This is a genomic window from Streptomyces sp. NBC_00388, assembly GCF_036061255.1.
Lineage (GTDB): Bacteria > Actinomycetota > Actinomycetes > Streptomycetales > Streptomycetaceae > Streptomyces.
In genome coordinates this window covers 3,472,165-3,491,917 of the sequence record NZ_CP107948.1, presented here as the reverse complement: position 1 = coordinate 3,491,917, position 19,753 = coordinate 3,472,165, and the positions used below count along the sequence as shown (strand labels likewise).

Here is a 19,753-nt window from a genome sequence, read left to right as displayed (position 1 = left end):
CGGGGCGGCAACGGGTGGGGCTGGCGGGGCGGGTGCGGGCAGGGTGCCGTGCGGTTCAGGCAGGGCTGCTGCCGAGTTCCTTCGCCGCCTCGGTGAGGTCCTTGGCGGTGTCGATGGCCCGCCAGTAGGCGCCGTGCGGGAGCGGGTAGCCGGCCAGTCTGCGTTCGCGGGCCAGCCGCGGGAAGGTGGACCGCTCGTGGTCGCCGCGGTCCGGGAGGAGGGCCGCGAAGCCCGCGGAGAAGACGTACACGCCGGCGTTGATGAGGTACGGCGACGGCGGCGACTCGATGAAGTCGAGTACGTGCCCGAACTGGTCCGTCTCGACGGCGCCCCACGGGATTCTGGGGCGGGCGAGCGCGAGTGTGGCGACGGCATCGCGTTCGGTGTGGAAGGAGGCCATCTCGCGCAGTGAGAAGCGCGTCCAGATGTCGCCGTTGGTCGCGTACCAGGGCTGGTCGCTGTGCGGCAGATGCCCGGCGGCGTACTTCAGACCACCGCCGCGGCCGAGCGGTTCGGACTCGACGACCGTCGTGACCCGCAGGGGGAGTTCGGCGGAGTCCAGCCACTCCTGGAGTACTTCGGCGAGGTGACCGCAGGAGATGACTGCGTCGGTGACGCCCTCGGACGCCAGCCAGGCCAGCTGATGCCCGATGATCGGCGTGCCGGTGCCCGGAATCTCGACCATCGGCTTGGGACGGTCGTCGGTGTACGGGCGCAGCCGGGAGCCCTGGCCGCCCGCCAGAACCACGGCCTGCGTGGGCAGCACGTATGCGTGAGGGTCAGCGGTCGTCGTCATGAGGCGCACCCTATGACCTGGTGCGCCTCATCGCGTCGGTGCTCAGCCGTCGCCGGTGGCCGGTTGTCGTCCGTGGCCCGCCGTCGCAGTCACCGGGGCGCTGTGCCGCGTCCGGCCGCAGCGGGGCCCGGAGTGCCGTCGCCGTGGTGGACCGACGCCGGACCCGGCGCCGCCGCCCGTGCGGGGGCGGCGCCTGAGCCCGTGCTGAGCCCGTGCTGTGCCTGGTGCCTGGTGCCTGGTGTCGGTCAGTGCTGGTGCGCCACCCCGTACGCGAAGGAGGTGTCGCAGACCGGGCGGGAGAAGGACTGGGCGCGCGTCGGCCCGTACCGCTCGACGGCGGCCCGGCCCAGCGAACGGGCGATCGACATGCAGTGGCTCGCCAGGGACGGCCGGCTCTCGACCTCGCGCTGGAGGTGGGTGAGGGCCGTGCCCGGGTTCTTCTCCTGGAGCTCGGTGAGGAGCTTGTCGCGCAGGATGTCCTGCGGGGTACGGGTCTTGGCGCGCACCGACACCTCCTTGGTGGAGGCGGTCAGCATCTGCGTGCCGTTGGAGGTGCCTGCCCACGGGACGCGGGTGACCGCGAGCGTCCCGGAGAGAACCAGGACGACGGGCAGGACGAGTGCGAGAGTTCGGCCGATTCGGCGGGCTGTGTGGGTCACGCTGTGGAGCGTAGCGGGCGGTGATGATTTGGCGACATTTAGTCACTCGTGCGGGGGATGGTTCGAGTTTGCTTTTCGAATCGGGTGTTGACGACCCGCAGTGAAATGCCCGCTCTGCCGGGGTGTTTACCCCAGGACGCGCGTCGGCCCCGCGCCTCCGGGTGAGGGAGGGCGGGGCCGCAGAGCGTGCCGGGCCGCGCGTGGCGACCGCCGGTCGTCGTGTGCGGTGCCGGCTGTCGGGGGAGCGTCAGCCGGAGAGGCGCTCACCGGTCGAGGTCGAGAAGACGTGGATCTCGCCGGTGCGCGGGACGACGTGGAGCTTGGTGCCCTTGTCCGGGACCTTGCGGCCGTTCACGCGGACGACGAGCTCCTTGTCGGTGCCGTTCACCTCGGCGGAACCGTAGACGTATCCGTCGGCGCCGAGCTCCTCGACGACGTTGACCGCGACGGCCAGGCCGGCCGGGGCGTCGGCGCTGTCCTTGGCGAGGGACTTCGGGACCTCGTCGTGCTCGACGACCTCGAAGTGCTCGGGACGCACGCCGACCGTGACCGTGGTGTCGCCCTTGTCGGCCGCGGCGGCGAGCGCCTCACGGGAGACGGGGACGACGCTGTTGCCGAACTTCACGCCGCCGTCGGTGATCGGGACCTCGACCAGGTTCATGGCGGGGGAGCCGATGAAGCCGGCGACGAAGAGGTTGTTGGGGCGGTCGTACATGTTGCGCGGCGAGTCGATCTGCTGGAGCAGGCCGTCCTTCAGGACCACGACGCGGTCGCCCATGGTCATGGCCTCGACCTGGTCGTGTGTGACGTAGACCGTGGTGATGCCGAGGCGGCGCTGGAGCGACGCGATCTGCGTACGGGTCGAGACACGGAGCTTGGCGTCGAGGTTCGACAGCGGCTCGTCCATGAGGAAGACCTGCGGCTCACGCACGATGGCGCGGCCCATGGCGACACGCTGGCGCTGACCACCGGAGAGCGCCTTCGGCTTGCGGTCCAGGTAGTCGGTGAGGTCGAGGATCTTCGCGGCCTCTTCGACCTTGGCGCGGATCTCGGTCTTGTTGATACCGGCGATCTTGAGCGCGAAGCCCATGTTGTCCGCGACGGTCATGTGCGGGTACAGCGCGTAGTTCTGGAACACCATCGCGATGTCGCGGTCCTTCGGCGGAAGGTGCGTGACGTCGCGGTCACCGATGCGGATCGCGCCGCCGTTGACGTCCTCAAGACCCGCGAGCATGCGCAGGGAGGTCGACTTGCCGCAGCCGGAAGGACCGACGAGGACGAGGAACTCGCCGTCCTCGACATCGATCTCCAGCGCGTCCACGGCGGGCTTGGTGGATCCGGGGTATATCCGGGTGGCCTTGTCGAACGTGACTGTTGCCATGAGCGTGTGCTCCTTCACCGGCAGGAACGTGCCGGACGATCCGAGTAAAGGTGAGTGGTGTAGTCCACACGGGTGAACTGCAACGAGACGCTACCTGGCGGTTTGCGGTCTGTCAGTAGATAGGGGCCGGGCAAATTTCCGACAGGGTCATGGCCGCACTGAGGTTAGAATGCTCCGACACGCCTCCTTAGCTCAGCTGGCCAGAGCAACGCACTTGTAATGCGTAGGTCATCGGTTCGAATCCGATAGGGGGCTCTGTGGAACCCCAGGTCGGAACGTATCTGACCTGGGGTTCTGTCGTCCGAGGATGCGACGGCGCTGCCTAGGGCGGGCCGTCGTGCCGTCGACGGTCTCGATTCTGGTCCCCCTGCGCCTCCAGCCCGGCGCGCCCCGTGTCCAGCTTCTTGACCGCACCGCACCGCACCCGCACCGCACCGCACCCGCACCGCGGCTCCGGCGCGTGCAGCGGCGGCTCAGCCGGTCAGTACACCGCTCGCGCGGAGGTGCCGGCGGGTGGCGGCGGCCGATTCGAAGGGGATGCCGAGACCTCCGAGCTCTGCCACCGCGTCCGTGTTCGCCCGTGTGTCATCGATCAGGACCAGGTCCGCCGGCCCGACCCCGGTCCTCTCGCACAGCAGGTGGAAGAACCGCTCGGACGGCTTCCGTACGCCGAGACGGTACGAGGCGAAGATTTCGAGCCCCGTCCCCCTGAGCAGGTCCCTCCCGATCTCCTCGATCCACGAGGGGTAGTTGGAAGCGATCACCGTCCGGTGCGCGCCCGCGCACTCCGCCACGAGCTCGCGCATCCCCTCCAGCCATGCGTAGCCGCTCCTCCTCGTGCGGTGGAATACCGACGTGTCGAACGACAGCCCGGCGTCCCGCAGAGCGTCCCAGTAGGCCCCCTCCTCCATCTCACCGCGTTCCAGACGGTGGTAGAGGCCCGGGGGGCGGCGCTGCTCGAACTCCTCGTACGTGATGCCGAAGGCCTGTTCGTGCGCCGATCGGTAGGGGTCCGACAGCAAGGTGTCCATCAGGTCGAAAGCGATGATCACGACGTCTTCTCCGCTCGGGCGTTCGCGAGAAGGGCTGCCATGTACGCCCGCAGGACCCGGTGCTCCCGTTCGTGGACGATATGGGTGGAGCCTCCCGGGCCCGCCGGGCCGCCGACGGTCACGACCGCGGCGTGGCGCAGCATCACGTAGCTGTCGGACGCCAGGGCGTGGAAGGCCGGCGCGTCCCGGTGAGCCAGCCCGGCCCATTCCTGCTGGCCCTCGCCCAGCGCCGCACGGGAAATCTCCAGCAGATCGGACCCGCACAGACCGGGCCGCAGCGCTTCCACCGAGATGCCGTCCACCGTGGTGGTGAGGTCCACACATACCGGCCCGTCGCGGAGTCGCTGCTCCTCGACCGCGCCGAGCGCGATCTCGGCGGCCCAGTCCTGTTCCGGCCCGCGACGCGGGAGCAGGAGCGCGAAGGCGAACTTGCAGGCCGGTTGCCGGCCGACGGGTACGCTCACGCGCCAGATCGCGCAGATCCGGCGGGAGTTGCCCAGGGTGACCGTGTTGATGTGGAGCCCGGTGTCCATGTACGGCATGCCTTCGTTCCCTCTGTTGTGTAGGAGCGCCGGGGTCCGGCCTCCAGGACCGGACCCCGGCAGGCAGAGGTCAGTGACTCAGCACGTAGCCGTCGCCGGGGCGGTGGCCGCGGGAGCGCCGCAGGTCGGCCACCGCGAAGGTGCGCAGCAGCCAGCGGTCACGCCCGTCGTAGCGTGGGCGGAAGGCGGTCCTCCCGTGCGTGGTCACCCGGTTGTCCACGATCACGAGGTCTCCCGCCGTCAGCCGGACCGTGTGGGAGGTGGCGTCGACGGCCGCCTCCAGCTCGGCGAGCGCCTGACGCGCCTCGCGCGTCATGGCCGTGGTGGCGGAGAAGTCGACGCGCAGGTCGGGGTCCTCCGGGTCGCCGCAGAGCACCGGGCGCGGCGGTGTGTCCGCGTCCGTCGTTCCGAAGGAGGGCGGCGGCTGCGTGCTGAACTCCGGGCGGAAAAGGGCCTCCCGCGTGCGCTGCGACAGCGTGGGCAGCGCCTGGCGGATCGATCCGGTGCGCAGACCGGCCGCGCCGTCGTGGTCCGCGCGCAGGCACAGCAGCATCACGAAGTCCGGACGGTGGACGTGGAAGGCGTTCTCGATGTGGAAGGAGAGCAGGGTGGACCCCGCGTTGCCCTCGAAGTCCTCCTTGCCCGGCACCGGCACGACGTCCTGTACCAGCGCGCCGGACTTCTCCGGCGCGTACGCGGCCGGGTCCCCCAGGCCACCGGCCGCGGTCATCAGCAGCGCGGCGGCCGGCACCGTCGCGCCCCGGCGTACGGAACCGTCCACCGCCGGGGTGGGCGGGAGCAGAGCCTCGTCGACCGGAAGCCCCCTGACCAGCATCACCCCGCAGTCGCCCGAGTCCCTGCGGAAGGTGCGTACGGCCGCACGCAGCCGGCCGGGCACCTCCTCCCAGCCTCCGCGCGCCGCGGCCGTCGTCTCCGGGTCGTCCAGCCGGCCGCCCGCGGCGCGGCACACGGTTTCCGCGGCCCGCCGTACCGCCTCGGTCTCGGCCCCGGACAGGGCGAGTGAGGCGGGAGAACTAACTCGCGTCCTCAGGGATGTCATCGGGAGCCTCCCGTGGTCTGCCAGTCGGTGGCGAGTTCGGCGTGGGCCGGCGCCCTGGTGGGGTCCGCGTCGGGCGTCCAGGCGAGCACCCTGCTGTCCCAGGAGGCGGTGATCGCGTCGTCGCCGAGCCAGGACACCGCACTGACCGCGCTGCCGTGCCCCTCCAGCACATGGCTGTGGAGCGGGGCGAGACTCCTGGGGTCGAGGACCCACAGCCGGGCGGTGTAGTCGTACGACCCGGTGACGAGCAGGGGTTCGCCACCCGGGTGCCAGGCGGCGCACTTGGCCGACTCGTCATGGCCGACCAGGACCTGGAGCAGCTCCCCGGTCTCCAGGTCGTAGATGCGGCTGGTGCGGTCACGGGAGACGGTGGCGAGCAGCGCCCTGCCTGCCACGCTGGTCACCGACCCTCCGTTGATCAGCTCGCCGTGGCCGCCGAAGGAGCGGATCAGTGCCCCCTCCGCGGTGATCAGGTGCGCCTGGCGGTCGGTCGAGTAGGTGACCAGCCGGTCCGCGTCCACCCAGGACACGTCCTTGATGGACCCGTCATGGCCCTTGTAGTGGACGCCGGGGACCAGTTCGCTCCCCGTCCAGGTGTACAGGTCGAGTCCGCCCTCGTAGTCGGCGACCGCAAGCCGCTTTCCGTCCGGCGACCAGGCGGCCCGGTTCACCGGGTGCGCACGCTCGACGTGGGCGATGTCCCGTCCGGTCGCGGCGTCGGCCACGCCCACGCGCCCGGAGAACGAGCCGTAGGCGACGAGCCCTGGCAGCTCGGCGGAGACGGCGACCGTGTTGATCAGGCTGCCGTTGCCCACGGGCACCTCGGACGCGGTGGCGCCGCGGTGGCTCCAGACACGGATCGTGCCGTTGTCGCTGCCGGCTGCCAGCACCTCTCCGGCGGCCGAGACGTGGTTGACGCCGTGTGTGGACACCGGTGCCTCAAGCGTGATCTCCCGTACCTCGTCGGGCAGGGCGTCCGCCGGGATCTCGGGTACGTCGATCACCGCGGGCAGAGCCGAGAACGTACCCGCGATCACGGTTCTGCCGTCCACGGACCAGTCCACCGAGCGGGGCCACAAGTGGGCGCCGTACCAGCGCACCAGCGGGCGGCAGTCGGCGATGTCCCAGAGGGTGATCGTGCTGTCGTAGGCCCCGATGACGATCCGCGTGCCGTCCTGGGACCAGGCGACGGACTTCACGGCGGCGGTGTACGGGCCGACCTTGGTGACGAGCTCTCCTTCGGTGCTCACGATGTGCACGAAGCCGTCGTCGCAGCTCGCGGCGAGCAGGGTCCCGTCGGGGGACCAGCGGCACATCTCGGCGTGCCCGGCCTGGGGCAGGTCACGCAGCAGTGAGCCGTTGGTGTCCCACAGGCGGATGGTGGCGTCCTCGCCGCAGCTGGCCAGTACTCCCGTGGGCGCGGCGTCGACCGACATGCAGTGGTCGGCGTGGAAGATCACGCCCTCTTCGAGCACGCCGGTGCGAATGTCCCAGATCCGGCCCGTTCCGTCCTGCGAGACCGTGACCAGACGGTTCTCGTCCAGCCACGCCAGTGCGTTGAGGTCGTCGGGCTGCCGTGCGAGCAACTGGATCTGGCGGCCGGTGGCCACCTCCCAGATGCGGCAGGTCTTGTCGGCCGAACCGCTGGCGAGGAGGCGGCCCGAGGGTGAGAACCGCACCCCGTTGACCAGCCGCGAGTGATGGCCGACCCAGAGCGGGGCGGTCCCGGACCGGTCCCACAGGGCGACCCGGCCGTCGTACCCGGCGCTGGCGTAGTGGACGCCGTCCGGGCTGAACGCCACGGAGGTCTGGGGGGAGGCGTGCACAGCGGTGCTGTCGCTCGGGAGCTGCGGGTGGAACACATCGACTGTCCGCATGGTCTTCTCGAACTCCTGACAGAGCAGATGGAAGGAAAGGAAGGAAAGGAAGGAAGGTGAAAAGAGCAGGTACGCCGGGCCGGCCCGCAGCTAGTGGGCGGTACCCAGGGGCGCCGCGGCGGCTGCCAGCTCCGCTCCGGCGTGCAGGCCCTCCTCGGTGAGCCCGCGCAGCGGGTCCATGACCCGGCGCAGCAGCGGGAGTCCGACCACCTGGGCCAGGCCGCCCAGCGGGATGGTCTCGACAGCACGGGCGCGGACGGCGGGGTCCGGACCCCGGGTACCGGCCGGTGGGCGATCCGGTGCGGCGCGGAGGCGCTCCACGGCGGCGCCGTACAGCACGGCGGCCGTCCAGGCCGCGATGGCGTGGTGGATCTGCAGTCCGGCGTTGCCGAGGTGGCGCAACAGCTCCGCGGGTGCGGGCTCGCGCCGTGCCAGCTCCCTGACCTGGTCCGGGTCGATTCCCAGCGCCTGGACGCTCTCGTCCCAGTAGGTCTTCACGTAGCTGCCGCGCGGGCCCGTGGGGGTGATCCCGTAGACGTGCCCCTTGAAGAAGTGCGGGTAGAAGTCCAGGGCTCCGAGCGTGACTTGGCTCCCCCGGCCGCCCGCCGCGTCGCCGGCGAAGCAGGGCGAGAGCCGGGGCCCTTGTACGTCGTTGCCGACCAGGCTCTCGCCGCCCTTGTGCTCGACCAGGTTGGGCACGGCGATGAACAGTGCTGTGTTCCGCTCCCGCAGGAAGGCTGCCAGAGCCTCGTCGTCGGGCGGCGTGTCCTGGGAGAGCAGTCCCTGTGCGTAGTGGGCGAACTCGGCGGCCAGGGCACACGGCAGTGCCACGGCCAGTGAGGGCGCGTACTCGTCCGGGATCGCCCTGGCCCAGCCGGCGCCGCTGAGCGCGGCGAGCCGCACGGCCGAGCCGTTCCAGTGGTTCCAGTTGCTGTAGAAGGCGAGGGGATCGCCGGGGCGGTGCTCGATGGCCTCCGCGACGAGACCCAGGAAGCCGTTCGCGGGGAGCACGTCGTCCTGGAGCACGAGCCGGTGGCTCGCTTCGCCGTACGGGCCGGCCCAGGCGGACGCCGCGGTGCGCAGAGGGCTCGGCGGCCCGTCCGGATCCGGATCGAGGACGAGCAGCCGGTCGTCGGTGCGCAGTTGGGCGAGCAGGGCCTCGGCCTGGTTCCGCCGCCGGGGGTGAGCCATGACCCTGATCCCGGGGTAGCGGGGCCTGTCGTGGCCGTGGGCCCCGGCCGGAGTCTCCGTCATATCGCATCCTTGGTGGGTACGGGCGCGCAGCTTTCGTTCCGGCCGTTCTCGTGGGCAGCCGGTCCGTCGCTCCCGCGGTCCTCCGCGGGAGCGTCCGGTTGCTCCTGTGTCCCGGCGGGAGCGACCCGGTACGCAGTGGCCTGGATCCCGATCGCCGCGAGCAGCGCGATCCCGCCGAACGCGGTGCACACCCACAGGGCCCCGTGGTCCAGCACGAACCCGGCCAGCAGGGGGATGAAGAGGCCGGAGACCGCCCAGGAGAGCTGAAAGAGCGACATGTACCGGCCGCGGATCGCCACCGGCGCGCTGCTGGCCACCAGGGCGTTCGCCGCGGGCAAGCTGATCATTTCGCCCAGCGTGAAGATCAGCATCACGGGGACGAGCAGCGCGATCGCGAGGGTGGCTGGGAGCTTGGTCACCAAGTAGAGCCCGGTGAAGACCACGACGAAGATCAGTGCGGCCCGCACGATCAACCGCGGCCGCGGGACGCGGGAGACCTTCGCCGTCACCGGCATCTGCGCCAGCATGGTGGCGACGCTGTTGATACCGAGGAACAAGGCCGGTGCCCAGCCGGGCAGGTCCATGATCTTCACGGCGTAGGCGGGCAGGATCGTCGCGGGCAGCGCCCAGGCGAAGGTGAGGAGCATGAAGGAGAAGCAGAATCCCGTGAACGCGTGGTCCCTCACCGCGGTCCGCCAGCCGGGTTTCTCCTCCGGATCCCCCGTCCTCGGGGCCGGCCGGTCCGATGAGACGCGGACCCCGGCCAGGAGCACCGCGGCGACGAGCGACGTGATCACGTTCAGGGCCAGTACCAGGTCCGCGGCCCCGCGGCCGAACGCGATGGTCAGTCCCGAGCTCACCAGGGCTCCGGTGGCCACGGTGAAGTTCTTGATGGTCCCGACCGCCGCGTAGGTGGCGTCGAGTTTGCGTCCCGATGCCAGGTCCAGCACGATCACGGGCCAACTCGCCCAGTACAGCCGGTCCCCGGCCATCACCAGGAACGTCGCCACGGCGATCAGCGTCCACTCGGAGGCGAACGGGTAGAGGGCGTAGCCCACTGCGGTGACCAGATTGCTCGCCACCAGCACGGACTTGGGGGAGAACCGGTCGACCAGCCAGCCGGCCAGCAGAGCCGTCGGAAGGGCCGCGAGCGTACCGGCGCTGACCGCCGAGCCGATGGCCGAGAAGGACAGTCCGGTACCGAAGGAGAAGTAGAGGAACGCCAGCGGGGCGAACAGGCCCCAGCCGAAGGTGTCGATGAAGACGGAGGAGAAGATGCGGCGCCGCTGCGGAATGCGGGGAAGACCCAGATCGATCATGCTGTGCCCTTCCCGGCCCCCGGGCGCACCGTGTGCCAGGTGTCGCGGCCCGTCGCCAGCTCCCAGACCGCGCGCCAGGCCGAGGCCGACTCAAGGAGCTCGAACGGCAGCAGGAAGACCCAGCCCGAGCCCACCCGCAGTACCTCCCACACCGGATCGCGGGAGACGCTGCGGATGCGCAGCACCTCACCGGCGAGCAGCGCGGCGGCGGGAACGCGCAGCGCGCGATAGCGCACTGCTCCGGCCACCACCGGCCCCACACTGAGCTGGGCGAGCAGGCTGAGGGTCATCAGCGCGACGGCGGTCCGCGGTCGCGCAGGCAGCGGCGCCCCGCGCAGGAAGCTGAAGCCGATGTCCAGCTGGCCGCGAATCCACCGAGTGCGCTGGCGCAGCGCGGGCCCGACCACCGATGTGCGGGTCCCGTACGAGAAGGAGACGATGCGCCCCATGCGCACACCGGCGGCGGCAGCCCGCACCGCCCACTCGTACAGCTCCTCGACGCCGTCCTCGCGGAGCGGTCCGACCTCGCTCAGGGCCTTGCGGCGGAAGTAGATCGAGCTCCCGAGCAGCATGTGCATGCCGGTACGGCGGTTGACGTACTCCATGGCGCCGAAGAACGCGGCCGACTGCGCGAGCGTGACACGGTTGACGAGGTCACCGCCCGCCTCGGGGAGTTCGATGGCGTCGACGACATCGAGGTCGCGCGCGTCGAGCGCGGCGACGGCCTGGCGGAGCTGAGCCGGGTCCGGGACCGTGTCGGCGTCGTAGAGCGCGACGATCGGGTCGCCGACCTCGCGCAGTACGTGGTTGAGCGCCTTGGCCTTCGGCGTCATCGAGGGGACGGCCACGACCCGCAGCTCGCCGCCGAAGCCCGCCCGCACCGACGCGGCGACGGTCTCGGCGGCCGTCACGTCCTCGGGATGCCGGGCGTCGACGAGCCAGCGCACCGACAGTCTGTCGTGCGGATAGTCCAGGAACTGGAGCATGCCGGCGGAGCGGCGCAGGATCTCGGTGGTCTCACGGTAGAACGGGATGAGGATCGTGACCGGGGGCAGTTCCCGGTCATCGGCCCTGGGCAGCTCCTGGGGTGCGAGACGGGCGTGGGGGAGGAGAAAACCGGTCATTGTGTCCCTCGCGTCCAGTCGGCGGGCCGGAGTTCGACCCGCAGATCGCCGCCGATCCGGTCCACCGCGGTGATGCGGAGCCGCTCGGCGTCATCGATCGACCCGACTCCCAGCTCTCCGATGGCACTGACGCCGTCGGAGCCCAGCAGCATCGGTGCGACGTAGGCGACGACCCGGTCGGTGAGCCCTGCGCGTACGAAGGCGGAGGCGAGTGCCGGTCCCCCCTCGACCAGCACGGACCGCACTCCCCTTCGGTGCAGCGCCTCAAGCAGGGCGAGCGGCGGAAAGTGCCCGTGTACGTCGGTCTTCAGACGCAGCACGTCGTCCTCGGCGATACCCGCGACCGCGACACCGGGCCCGGTCACCACGAGCGTCGGATTGACACCGTCCAGCAGGCGGGAATCCGGCGGCAGTTCGCCTCGGGCGTCCAGTACCACTCTCAGGGGAGGGCGCCCCACGACGCCGTGGCGCAGGTCCAGCCGGGGGTTGTCGGCCCGCCAGGTACCCGATCCGACGAGAATCGCGTCGTGCCGGGCGCGCAGTTCATGTGCGTGGGCCCGGGACTCGGCAGAGCTGATCCAGCGGGACGAGCCGTCGGCTGCGGCACTGCGGCCGTCCAGGGTGGTGGCGAACTTCCAGGTGACGAAGGGCCGTCCGGTGCGTACGGCGGCGAGCCACATCTCCAGGACCGTCTCGCCCTCCGCCTGGAGCACTCCGCCGACGACCTCGACCCCCGCGTCCCGCAGGCGCCGCGCTCCGCCGGCCGCGACCAGGTTCGGGTCCGCCACCGCGTACAGCACCCGCCGGATCCCGGCTTCGATCAGAGCCTGGGAGCACGGGCCCGTACGCCCCTGATGGTCGCAGGGCTCCAGGGTGACCACGGCGGTGGCGCCGCGTTGGCGCCCGTCGGCCTGCCGCAGTGCGGCGACCTCCGCGTGCGGGGTGCCGGGACCCCGGTGTGCGCCGGTCGCGATGGTGGCACCGTCCGCGTCGAGGAGGACACAGCCGACCGCCGGGTTCTCGCCGGTCGACCCCACCTGCGCCGCGGCACGTTCCAGAGCCCGGCGCATGGCGTCCGACTCCCGCGGGGTGACGACGCCCGCGGGTGCGGCCCGCGCCTCAGACTTCGAGGGCATGACCGGCTCGTTCGCGCTTGGCGGTGAGGTAGGCGTGGTTGTTCTCGTTGACGAAGGTTCCCGTGGTGACGACCTCGGCTATGGCAACGCCGTGCGCACGCAACTGGGCGCCCTTCTCCGGGTTGTTGGACAGGAGCCGGATCTCAGGCACGCCCAGGGCCTTCAGCATTTCGGCCGCCACGCGGTAATCCCGCATGTCGTGACCGAAGTCGAGCGCCGCGTTCGCTTCGAAGGTGTCCAGGCCCTGGTCCTGCAGCAGGTAGGCGTCGAACTTGTTGTACAGCCCGATGCCACGTCCCTCCTGCCGCAGGTACAGGATGATGCCGCCTTCGTGGGAGCAGATGGTGAGGGCCTCATGGAGTTGTGGTCCGCAGTCGCAACGCTGCGAGCCGAACACATCGCCCGTGAGGCATTCGGAATGAACCCGGACCAGCGGATCGCTCCTCTTCTGCCACCCGGGCAGGAGAAGGGCGATGTGCTCGCGGCCGTCGTGCAGCCCGTGAAAACTGACCATGGTGCTCGTCCGGCGTCCCAGTCCGGGAACGTTGACGGGCACCTCGACGCGCGCTCTGACCCGGACGGCCGCAGCGGGCGCGACGATCACGCTCTCTTTTCCTTCTGTGTGCATACCTGACCACCCTGCAGCTGGTTCTACGAGTAAGAAATGCCGAGCCGAGCGGGGATCATCCCCATTGCGAGTCATCCGTCCGATCGGTGGATGCGGATGCCTTGGACTGCGGATCGTGGGAATTCGCGGCGAACGATCCAATGGAAATAGAAACCGCAAGGACAAACGCGCCGACTGCTCTGCGGAAATTCTTTTCGTTGAACATGCAGCTGCCCCCTGTTTCCCCGCATCAAAGCCGGGGCGTGTTGTCGTGGTGTCTTACAAGAATCTTGCTGTCTGCTCCGACCTGGTGACAGGGGAAATTTGTGGCAGGATCATGCATCGCGAGAACGTGAAGGATGTGCAAATGTGTACCGAAGCGGACATATTGAATAATATCCAGGCGTACGAGATCTGCGAGAAGGGGCTGGACTTCTATGCGCGAATTTTGAAAGGACATTCCATAAATGAGCAATCCCCGGAGTGTCTGACGCGCCTGGGACTTATCCGGCTGACAGCCGGCGACCGGCCGGTCGCCATTCAGCCCGGTCTGGCCACCCGCGGCCTGGTGCGCCCCATGGAGGCGGCCATCGACCGCCGGCAGCACGACCTCGAATCGGTCCGCGCGTCACTCCACAGGGCCGAGCAGGTCTACCGCGACAGCTACCGCGAGGACGGCGTCCAGGCGGCCCGTGTCATCAGCGGCGCTGAGGTCATCAGCACCACCCTCACCTCCGCCGTGGAGTCGTGCCAGGAGGAACTCCTCACCGCCCAGCCCGGCGGCGGCCGGCCGCAGGAACTCCTGGCGAAGGCCCTCGAAAGCGACCTGCCCGCACTGCGCCGCGGGGTGCGGCAGCGCACGATCTACCAGCACACCGTGCGCTCCCACAGCCCCACACTCTTCTATGTGGAGCAGATATCCGCCGCGGGGGCGGAAGTGCGGACGCTGGACGAGGTGTTCGACCGGATCATCGTGTGCGATCAGCGAATCGCATTCGTGCCCGATCCCGGTGAGCAGCGAAGCCAGACCGCTTTGGCGATAGAACATCCGGGCCTTATCCGGTACTTCGTGAAAATGTTTGAGCATGCTTGGGAGCGCGCCACTCCCCTCCAGTACTCTCCCGGCGCCTACCGCCCTCCGCTGCTCTCCGACGAAAAGCGAAGATCCGTTCTGCAGCTCATGGTGAACGGCTATACGGACGAGGCCATCGCGGGGCGGCTCGGCATGAGCGTCAGAACCGTGGCCACCCATGTCCGCAAGGCGACGGAGATCTTCAACAGTCGCAGCCGCGCTCAGCTCGCCTATCTCATCGCCAAAGCAGGATTTCTTGATGAAGGAATCGATTCCTGACGCCGCGACGGCCGAACTCCGGTCGACGGATCCGTCCAGCACCGATGTGAACTCACGCCCGGTGAACCCCGGTGAACCCCGGTGATCGGCGTCCGCTCCTCCGGTCCGGGCACCGACGTCGTCTCCGCCCTGTCGCCGTCGCCGTACTGCTCGGCGGTGCGGGCTGACCGGAAGAGACCGTTCAGTGGCGCCGGGTGTGGACGATCAGGGTCCGCCGACCACTTCGCCACCGGCAGGATCGACAGCCGGCGCCGCCAGGCGGAACCCGACGCCGATAGCTGCCAGGTCCTTCTCGTACGCGCCGTGGCGGCGTGCGCACCGGGCCAGATCGCGATCGTGGCGGAACGCGCCGCCGCGGGTGATGTGGGGGTCGAAGGCCCAGTCCTCGACCTGCGGCACGTCGTCGGGGGCCCCTGGGTAGGGGGCGTACAGCGTGGATGTCCACTCGTCGGCGTTGCCCGCCATGTCCAGAACCCCGAACGGGCTGGCCCCCTCGGGGAAAGAGCCCACGGGGGTGGTCGTACCGATGCCGGAGTCCACCAGATTGGCCAGCCCGGTGCGGTATTCGGCTCCCCACGGAAACTCCCGGCCGTCATCACCACGGGCGGCGCGTTCCCACTCGTCCTCCGTGGGCAGTCTGACTCCCGGGTCACCGGTCCGCTCGCCGTGCCACAGGCAGTAGGCCGTCGCCGCATCCCAGTTCACGCCGGTGACGGGATGGTCTCCGGGTGCCCGGGGGGCCGGCCGGCCGGTGGCCGCGGCGAACAAGGCCCACTGACCGACGGTGACCGGCGTGCGGGCGATCCGGAAGGCCGGGAGGGCGATCTCCGTACGCGGGGCTTCCTTGCGGTACCACTCCACCGGCACCCGGGTGTCGGCGTACCGGTCGGCCACCAGCGGGATGTCATCAACCGGGGTGCCCCGACGGAGTACCCCGGCCGGGATCTCCACCCAGTCCACCGGATCGACCTGCATAGCTCCTCCTCAACCGGGCCGGTAAGGGCACCGTGATCCAAGGGCACCATGATCGCCTGTGCGCGCCGAACAGGCACCATCCCGGCGGAAGTTGGGGCAGGACATCGCGGATACCCCGGGGCCCGGTCGCCGCGGCCCGGGGTTCTGTTCTCCGCGTCCGGGGCAGGGCGCGGCGGTGGACGGCCCGTTCGCCGGGTTCGGTCACGCCGGGAGGCAGGCCGAGGCCGTCGCCGGCTCCTGTCGGCTGAGCCTCGCGTGGATCGTCTTGCCGGAGCCGGGTCCGGGGGTGACGGTCAGCTCCCTGGTGAGGCGGCGGACCATGTGCCAGCCGAAGCCGCCGGTGCCGTCGTTGAGGTCGGGGACCCGCGCGCGTGGCAGCGCCGGGCTGCGGTCGCTCACCGCGGCGGTCATCGTCGCGGTGTCGGTGGAGAGCCTGAGGGTGTAGCTGCCGCCACCGTGGCGTACGGCGTTGGTGGCGAGTTCGGAGACCACCAGGACGAGGGCCTCCGCCGAGGCTGGGTCCGGGGCCGGGGAGAGGCCGTCGCTGAAGGCGCGGACGGCCTCACGCGCCTGGTGGATGCTGTCCGAGCTGTTGCCTCGTACCACGGTCGGCGTGGGAGCCGCCGGGGTGATGGTGCTCATCGTGCTGTTCATGTGCGTCACCCACCTGCGATCGGTTGTGCCGCTCGGTCGTGACAGTCCGTATGCCCGGCCGCGCGTCCTTCACACCTTTGCCCCCTCTTCTGGCGCAGCTTTCGCGGTGCCAGGGTGTCAGGAGTCCGGCATTCATCCAGTCAGGAAATCTGTCGTGACGGGGGTAGACATGCGGAGGGGGAGGGGGTTAGTTTCTTCCCGTAGCCAAGAAATCGAGAAGGGCGCGGCAGGAACGAACTGCCGCGTGGGCAGGACCGCGGCAGTGCAGGCAGGACCGCGGTAGCAGGTGGCACGACGGTGGAGTGGCGGGGCCGGAAGGCTCTCGGGGTCTCGTCGCTGACTGTCGGGCCGGCGGCTCGTGAGGGGCCGCGCGTTACGCAGGACCGAAGTGGCAGGCAGTTGAGGAGCAGGAAAGACAGGAGAAGGAGGCAGACGCCATCAGGATCGCCCGGGCGCGAGCAGTCGGCCCGGGTACCGAAGGCCCCGGAACGGAAGGTGGTCCCACGGTCACGCATCCGCGATCCCCGCGCACGTCCCAGCCCCCTCGGAGACGGTGCGGATCAACAAGGCCGGCGTTGCCATAGGCCGGCAGGTGGTGTTCAAATCCCTCGGGGCCCTGGTGCCGTACGGCACCAGGGCCCTCGACGCGTTCTTCGAACCGAGGTGCAAGTGACCGCAGAAAACCCGCTCGGCCGTCTCGACGACGACGACTATCCCGCCTACACCATGGGGCGGGCCGCCGACATGCTCGGCACCACCCCGGCATTCCTGCGGGCGATCGGTGAAGCCCGCCTGATCACCCCGCTGCGCTCCGACGGCGGCCACCGCCGGTACTCCCGCTACCAGCTGCGGATCGCCGCCCGCGCCCGTGAACTCGTCGACCAGGGGACCCCGGTCGAGGCCGCCTGCCGCATCGTGATCCTTGAGGACCAGCTCGAAGAGGCCAAGCGCATCAACGAGGACCACCGCCGGTCCGCCGCGGAGCCCCGCTCCGACACCTGACCACCGGCGGCCTGACCACCGGCGGCCCGCCCCACGGCGGCCTGCCGCACGGCACCGGACCAAGGGCGACATCCGACCCGGGCTGCCGGGCTGCCGGGCTGTCGCGCTGCCGCGCTCAGCAATCAGGAGGAAGCTGGAGGTATCGGGCAGAGCGACAGGTCGCCCCGGGGTGGGCGGTCATTCAGGAGGAGCCATGCTCAGTGCCATCGCGGACGTGCTGCGCGCCATCGGGGGCACCATCGCCTCCGTGGTGTCCCTGCCCTTCCGGGCCCTGGCCCGGCTCTTCGGCGGGGCGTCGCGCGGCGGTCACTGAGCGCGGGTGGAGACCACCAGCGCGAACGAGTGCCCTGCCGGGTCGGAGTACATGCGGACGTCGTGCTTGCCGCCGTTGTCCTTGGTGTCCAGCGGCCGGGCGCCCAGGCTGATCGCCTCGCGTTCGGCCTCGTCCATGTCCTCGTGGGAGACGAGGATGCGCAGATGTGCCTGCGACGCGTCGTCGGGGCGCGGCCAGCTCGGCGGGGCGTATCCGTGGTCCCGGCGGACCGCCAGGTGGACACCGTTGTTCCCGATGACCTCCATGACATCGGGGTCGGTCCCCATGCGTATCTCCGCGCCGAGCAACTGGGCGTAGAACTCGGCGAGTTCCCCGTGCTCGGAGCAGTCGAGCACCAGCACGGTGGTTTTCGGGACTGGCATGGCTCTCCCTGGTGTCGGTCTGCTGCGCATCCTTGTCCGGCTCGGGGGACGACTACCCCGGCGGGGGGACCGCACGCCCGCCGGGGCACAGGGAGAAGGTCCGTCAACTACACAGGCTCCTCCGGAACTTCGGACGCCTCCGGTGCGCCCTGACCGGCCTTCTGCCCGCCGGGTCCGCTCCGGTCTACGCCGGCTCCACCGCGAGATGGAGCGATGCCGTCGCGAGGCGCGGAGCGGCACGGGCCTGAAGGATCCTGATCCGGATGCGGTCGGTGCTCACCGGAGCGGGCAGTGCCAGGATGCGGGCGTAGCCGATGGTGGTGCCGGCGGCCGTCTGCTGCCAGGCGGTGCCGGTCCAGATGTCGACCGCGAACCGCTCCACCTGCTGGCCCCGGGTGATGTCCTCGCCGAGCCGGACGCGGTCGAAGGTGCGGGCCGCCGGGAGCCGCACCGTGAGGTCGCCCGTGGTGGCCGCGTGCGACGGCGACCAGGCGGTGGTGAGGCGGCCGTCCGTGAGGGTGCGCAGAACGGGGTCGCGGCGTCCGCGTCCCCCCGTGAGCAGGTTGCGGCCGTACGTCGCGGTGACCGAGTCGCCGAACGCGGTGAGCGAGGCGACGTCGGGTGCGGCGATGCGGCCGTCCTTGCCCGGCGGGACGTTGAGCAGGAGTACGGCGTTGCGGCCCACCGACTGCTCGTAGATCGTGACCAGTTGCCGCGGTGTCTTGGGCTTCTCGTCCGCGTGGAAGAACCAGCCAGGGCGCAGCGAGACGTCCGCCTCGGCGGGGAACCACTGCAGGTACTCGACCCCCGGCGCGGTGATCTTGTCGCGGGAGCCGATGTCGGCGGCCTGGGCGCCGTCCGGGAGCAGCCCTTCGCCGTGTGCGGTGGCGGGGTCCGCGGTGGCGGGGGTGACGCTCCACTCCGTGGTGCGGCCCACCCCGTCCTCGTTGCCGATCCAGCGCGTCCCCTGCGGGCCCGCGAAGGTGACGGTGTCCGGCGAGAGCGCGTGGATGAGCCGGAACCAGGCGGTGAAGTCGTACTTCTCGGTGATCCCGGCGTCGGTCCAGGGGTTGGCGCCGTCGAGCCACAGTTCGTCGATGGGGCCGTACTGCGTGAACAGCTCGTAGAGCTGGTTCAGGTAGTACGCGTTGTAGTCGTCGGCCCGCACGGTGAAGGACGGGATCCGGTGCGCGGCCAGGTCGGTGGCCCGGTCGTCGTCGGGTACGAGGGTCGGGATGGTACGGCGGACGACCGGGCTCCCGCTGCCGTAACGGCCCTGTCCGCCGGGGGAGCGGTCGCCGTCATCGAGCGTGGCCTGCTCCTCGATGCTGAGGGACTGCCCCGCGGCCTGTTTCGCGCGGATCTGCTCCACGTACCGGGCGTGCCAGGCGTGCGGCTGCTCGGAGCCGTCGGCGGGGGAGAGGTAGACGCCGACCTTGAGGCCGGCCCGGCGGGCCGCCTTGAGATAGGTCCCGAGGATGTCGCCCTGGGGGTTGCGGCAGCCGGCGTTCCGGGCCCGCCAGTAGGCGGCCGGGTCGCCGGAACGGTGGGCCTCGGCCTGTTGGCGCGCCCTGGCGGTGGCGTCCTGCTCCCCGTCGGAGCAGCCGGCCGTGCGGATCCACCAGGGACTGGCGATCACCGAGTGGTTGGTGTAGCGGGTGGGGAAGAGGACGAAGCCGTCGTGGTGCTTGGCGGTGAACATCACCTGGCGGGCTCCGGCCGCCTTGTAGGCGCGCATCCACTGGTCGGCGTCGATCCCGGTGGGGTCGAACGTCGCCTCGTTCTCGGCGCCCGATCCCCATTCGCGGTCGGTGAAGGTGTTCATGCCGAAGTGTGTGAACGCGGTCACCTCCCGCTGCTGCCAGGTGACTTGCGAGGGCCGGGGGACGACGTGGGCTGCCTTGCGCACGATGGTGTCCGGAGTGTCGGCTGCCTCGATCGCGATCTGCGGTGCAGAAGAAATCCGATCTTTGGTCCGATCTCCAGCCTGCGAGAGGCTGATCGGTGCGCTCTTCCCGGGAGCGGCGGCTGCTGGTGCCGCGGAGAGAAGTGGCAAGGAAGCGACCCCAACCCCCATGGCCAGTAGGTTGCGTCGCCCGACAGGCGTTCCCATGAGTGCTCCTTCGGTCCGTGGACACAGAGTGGAACGAACGACCCAGAATGGTCTAGACATCCAATGTCTGTCCGTCGGGCAGCAGTCTGGTGCGCGCGCGGGGCCTTGACAAGGGTCCGTACGGGAACAGCCGTGAGGGGTGGCCGGTCCATGGA

The 19,753-nt window shown here is 70.3% G+C and carries 19 protein-coding genes and 1 tRNA gene; 4 read left to right on the top strand and 16 right to left on the bottom strand.

The window, feature by feature from the left end; translation table 11 throughout:
* Window positions 1-55: 55 nt before the first annotated feature.
* The 3 genes from OG917_RS15745 to OG917_RS15735 all read right to left on the bottom strand — a co-directional run bounded on the left by OG917_RS15745 (window position 56) and on the right by OG917_RS15735 (window position 2,836).
* Window positions 56-796, bottom strand: coding sequence for a nucleotidyltransferase family protein (locus OG917_RS15745; RefSeq protein WP_328318234.1), 741 nt, complete (start codon window positions 794-796; stop codon window positions 56-58).
* Between the two features lie 245 nt (window positions 797-1,041).
* Complete coding sequence (locus OG917_RS15740) at window positions 1,042-1,455, bottom strand: hypothetical protein (RefSeq protein ID WP_328318233.1); 414 nt, start codon at window positions 1,453-1,455, stop codon at window positions 1,042-1,044.
* A 247-nt stretch (window positions 1,456-1,702) separates the two neighbouring features.
* Entirely contained in the window at window positions 1,703-2,836 is a 1,134-nt protein-coding gene (locus tag OG917_RS15735) for an ABC transporter ATP-binding protein (protein WP_328318231.1), read from the bottom strand.
* A 181-nt stretch (window positions 2,837-3,017) separates the two neighbouring features.
* Between OG917_RS15735 and OG917_RS15730 the strand changes: the two genes are divergently transcribed.
* Window positions 3,018-3,091: transfer RNA gene (locus OG917_RS15730), tRNA-Thr, on the top strand.
* Window positions 3,092-3,309: 218 nt separating this feature from the next.
* On the opposite strand, the gene OG917_RS15725 is transcribed toward OG917_RS15730, so the two are convergent.
* The 9 genes from OG917_RS15725 to OG917_RS15685 all read right to left on the bottom strand — a co-directional run bounded on the left by OG917_RS15725 (window position 3,310) and on the right by OG917_RS15685 (window position 12,828).
* The gene (locus OG917_RS15725) at window positions 3,310-3,888 is read right to left on the bottom strand and encodes an HAD-IA family hydrolase (RefSeq protein ID WP_328318230.1); all 579 of its coding nucleotides are present in this window, start codon (window positions 3,886-3,888) and stop codon (window positions 3,310-3,312) included.
* Complete coding sequence (locus OG917_RS15720) at window positions 3,885-4,430, bottom strand: hypothetical protein (protein ID WP_328318229.1); 546 nt, start codon at window positions 4,428-4,430, stop codon at window positions 3,885-3,887. Before OG917_RS15720 ends, OG917_RS15725 begins: the two co-directional genes overlap by 4 nt.
* Before the next feature lie 70 nt (window positions 4,431-4,500).
* Entirely contained in the window at window positions 4,501-5,490 is a 990-nt protein-coding gene (locus tag OG917_RS15715; protein WP_328318228.1) for a clavaminate synthase family protein, read from the bottom strand.
* Window positions 5,487-7,367, bottom strand: coding sequence for a WD40 repeat domain-containing protein (locus OG917_RS15710; protein ID WP_328318227.1), 1,881 nt, complete (start codon window positions 7,365-7,367; stop codon window positions 5,487-5,489). Before OG917_RS15710 ends, OG917_RS15715 begins: the two co-directional genes overlap by 4 nt.
* A 90-nt stretch (window positions 7,368-7,457) precedes the next feature.
* Complete coding sequence (locus OG917_RS15705) at window positions 7,458-8,621, bottom strand: hypothetical protein (RefSeq protein ID WP_328318226.1); 1,164 nt, start codon at window positions 8,619-8,621, stop codon at window positions 7,458-7,460.
* A complete protein-coding gene (locus OG917_RS15700; RefSeq protein ID WP_328318225.1) occupies window positions 8,618-9,940 on the bottom strand; it encodes an MDR family MFS transporter in 1,323 nt (440 codons plus the stop codon). The genes OG917_RS15705 and OG917_RS15700 overlap by 4 nt, the downstream gene beginning before the upstream one ends.
* Complete coding sequence (locus tag OG917_RS15695; protein WP_328318224.1) at window positions 9,937-11,064, bottom strand: glycosyltransferase family 2 protein; 1,128 nt, start codon at window positions 11,062-11,064, stop codon at window positions 9,937-9,939. Before OG917_RS15695 ends, OG917_RS15700 begins: the two co-directional genes overlap by 4 nt.
* Window positions 11,061-12,134, bottom strand: coding sequence for a bifunctional diaminohydroxyphosphoribosylaminopyrimidine deaminase/5-amino-6-(5-phosphoribosylamino)uracil reductase RibD (gene ribD / locus OG917_RS15690; protein ID WP_328321921.1), 1,074 nt, complete (start codon window positions 12,132-12,134; stop codon window positions 11,061-11,063). Before ribD ends, OG917_RS15695 begins: the two co-directional genes overlap by 4 nt.
* A 49-nt stretch (window positions 12,135-12,183) precedes the next feature.
* A complete protein-coding gene (locus OG917_RS15685; RefSeq protein ID WP_328318223.1) occupies window positions 12,184-12,828 on the bottom strand; it encodes a GTP cyclohydrolase II in 645 nt (214 codons plus the stop codon).
* A 115-nt stretch (window positions 12,829-12,943) separates the two neighbouring features.
* Here OG917_RS15685 and OG917_RS15680 point away from each other — a divergent pair, with 115 nt between their 5' ends.
* Entirely contained in the window at window positions 12,944-14,158 is a 1,215-nt protein-coding gene (locus tag OG917_RS15680; RefSeq protein WP_328318222.1) for a helix-turn-helix transcriptional regulator, read from the top strand.
* A gap of 204 nt (window positions 14,159-14,362) precedes the next feature.
* Here OG917_RS15680 and OG917_RS15675 read toward each other — a convergent pair whose 3' ends face one another.
* Window positions 14,363-15,133: a formylglycine-generating enzyme family protein gene (locus OG917_RS15675; protein ID WP_328318221.1), complete on the bottom strand. Its 771-nt coding sequence runs from the start codon at window positions 15,131-15,133 to the stop codon at window positions 14,363-14,365.
* 201 nt (window positions 15,134-15,334) lie between these two features.
* On the bottom strand, window positions 15,335-15,787 hold the full coding sequence (locus tag OG917_RS15670) for an ATP-binding protein (RefSeq protein WP_328318220.1): 453 nt from the start codon (window positions 15,785-15,787) through the stop codon (window positions 15,335-15,337).
* A 669-nt stretch (window positions 15,788-16,456) separates the two neighbouring features.
* On the opposite strand from OG917_RS15670, the gene OG917_RS15665 reads away from it, so the two are divergent.
* Window positions 16,457-16,789 carry a helix-turn-helix domain-containing protein gene (locus OG917_RS15665; RefSeq protein ID WP_328315736.1) on the top strand — a complete coding sequence of 111 codons (333 nt, stop codon included), beginning with the start codon at window positions 16,457-16,459 and terminating at the stop codon, window positions 16,787-16,789.
* Between the two features lie 193 nt (window positions 16,790-16,982).
* Window positions 16,983-17,102 (top strand): LPFR motif small protein, encoded by a 120-nt coding sequence (locus OG917_RS15660; protein ID WP_328318219.1) that lies wholly within the window; start codon window positions 16,983-16,985, stop codon window positions 17,100-17,102.
* Here OG917_RS15660 and OG917_RS15655 read toward each other — a convergent pair.
* Window positions 17,096-17,485: a VOC family protein gene (locus OG917_RS15655; protein ID WP_328318218.1), complete on the bottom strand. Its 390-nt coding sequence runs from the start codon at window positions 17,483-17,485 to the stop codon at window positions 17,096-17,098. The genes OG917_RS15660 and OG917_RS15655 overlap by 7 nt on opposite strands.
* A gap of 184 nt (window positions 17,486-17,669) precedes the next feature.
* Entirely contained in the window at window positions 17,670-19,598 is a 1,929-nt protein-coding gene (locus OG917_RS15650; RefSeq protein WP_443058968.1) for an alpha-L-fucosidase, read from the bottom strand.
* Window positions 19,599-19,753 lie beyond the last annotated feature (155 nt).

Excerpts from the sequence above, each read along its gene's own strand:
- OG917_RS15745 (WP_328318234.1), bottom strand. The coding sequence starts at position 796 with ATGACGACGACCGCTGACCCTCACGCATACGTGCTGCCCACGCAGGCC.
- OG917_RS15735 (WP_328318231.1), bottom strand. The coding sequence starts at position 2,836 with ATGGCAACAGTCACGTTCGACAAGGCCACCCGGATATACCCCGGATCC.
- OG917_RS15720 (WP_328318229.1), bottom strand. The coding sequence starts at position 4,430 with ATGCCGTACATGGACACCGGGCTCCACATCAACACGGTCACCCTGGGC.
- OG917_RS15715 (WP_328318228.1), bottom strand. The coding sequence starts at position 5,490 with ATGACATCCCTGAGGACGCGAGTTAGTTCTCCCGCCTCACTCGCCCTG.
- OG917_RS15710 (WP_328318227.1), bottom strand. The coding sequence starts at position 7,367 with ATGCGGACAGTCGATGTGTTCCACCCGCAGCTCCCGAGCGACAGCACC.
- OG917_RS15705 (WP_328318226.1), bottom strand. The coding sequence starts at position 8,621 with ATGACGGAGACTCCGGCCGGGGCCCACGGCCACGACAGGCCCCGCTAC.
- OG917_RS15700 (WP_328318225.1), bottom strand. The coding sequence starts at position 9,940 with ATGATCGATCTGGGTCTTCCCCGCATTCCGCAGCGGCGCCGCATCTTC.
- OG917_RS15695 (WP_328318224.1), bottom strand. The coding sequence starts at position 11,064 with ATGACCGGTTTTCTCCTCCCCCACGCCCGTCTCGCACCCCAGGAGCTG.
- ribD (WP_328321921.1), bottom strand. The coding sequence starts at position 12,134 with ATGCGCCGGGCTCTGGAACGTGCCGCGGCGCAGGTGGGGTCGACCGGC.
- OG917_RS15685 (WP_328318223.1), bottom strand. The coding sequence starts at position 12,828 with ATGCACACAGAAGGAAAAGAGAGCGTGATCGTCGCGCCCGCTGCGGCC.
- OG917_RS15675 (WP_328318221.1), bottom strand. The coding sequence starts at position 15,133 with ATGCAGGTCGATCCGGTGGACTGGGTGGAGATCCCGGCCGGGGTACTC.
- OG917_RS15670 (WP_328318220.1), bottom strand. The coding sequence starts at position 15,787 with ATGAACAGCACGATGAGCACCATCACCCCGGCGGCTCCCACGCCGACC.
- OG917_RS15660 (WP_328318219.1), top strand. The coding sequence starts at position 16,983 with ATGCTCAGTGCCATCGCGGACGTGCTGCGCGCCATCGGGGGCACCATC.
- OG917_RS15655 (WP_328318218.1), bottom strand. The coding sequence starts at position 17,485 with ATGCCAGTCCCGAAAACCACCGTGCTGGTGCTCGACTGCTCCGAGCAC.
- OG917_RS15650 (WP_443058968.1), bottom strand. The coding sequence starts at position 19,598 with ATGGGAACGCCTGTCGGGCGACGCAACCTACTGGCCATGGGGGTTGGG.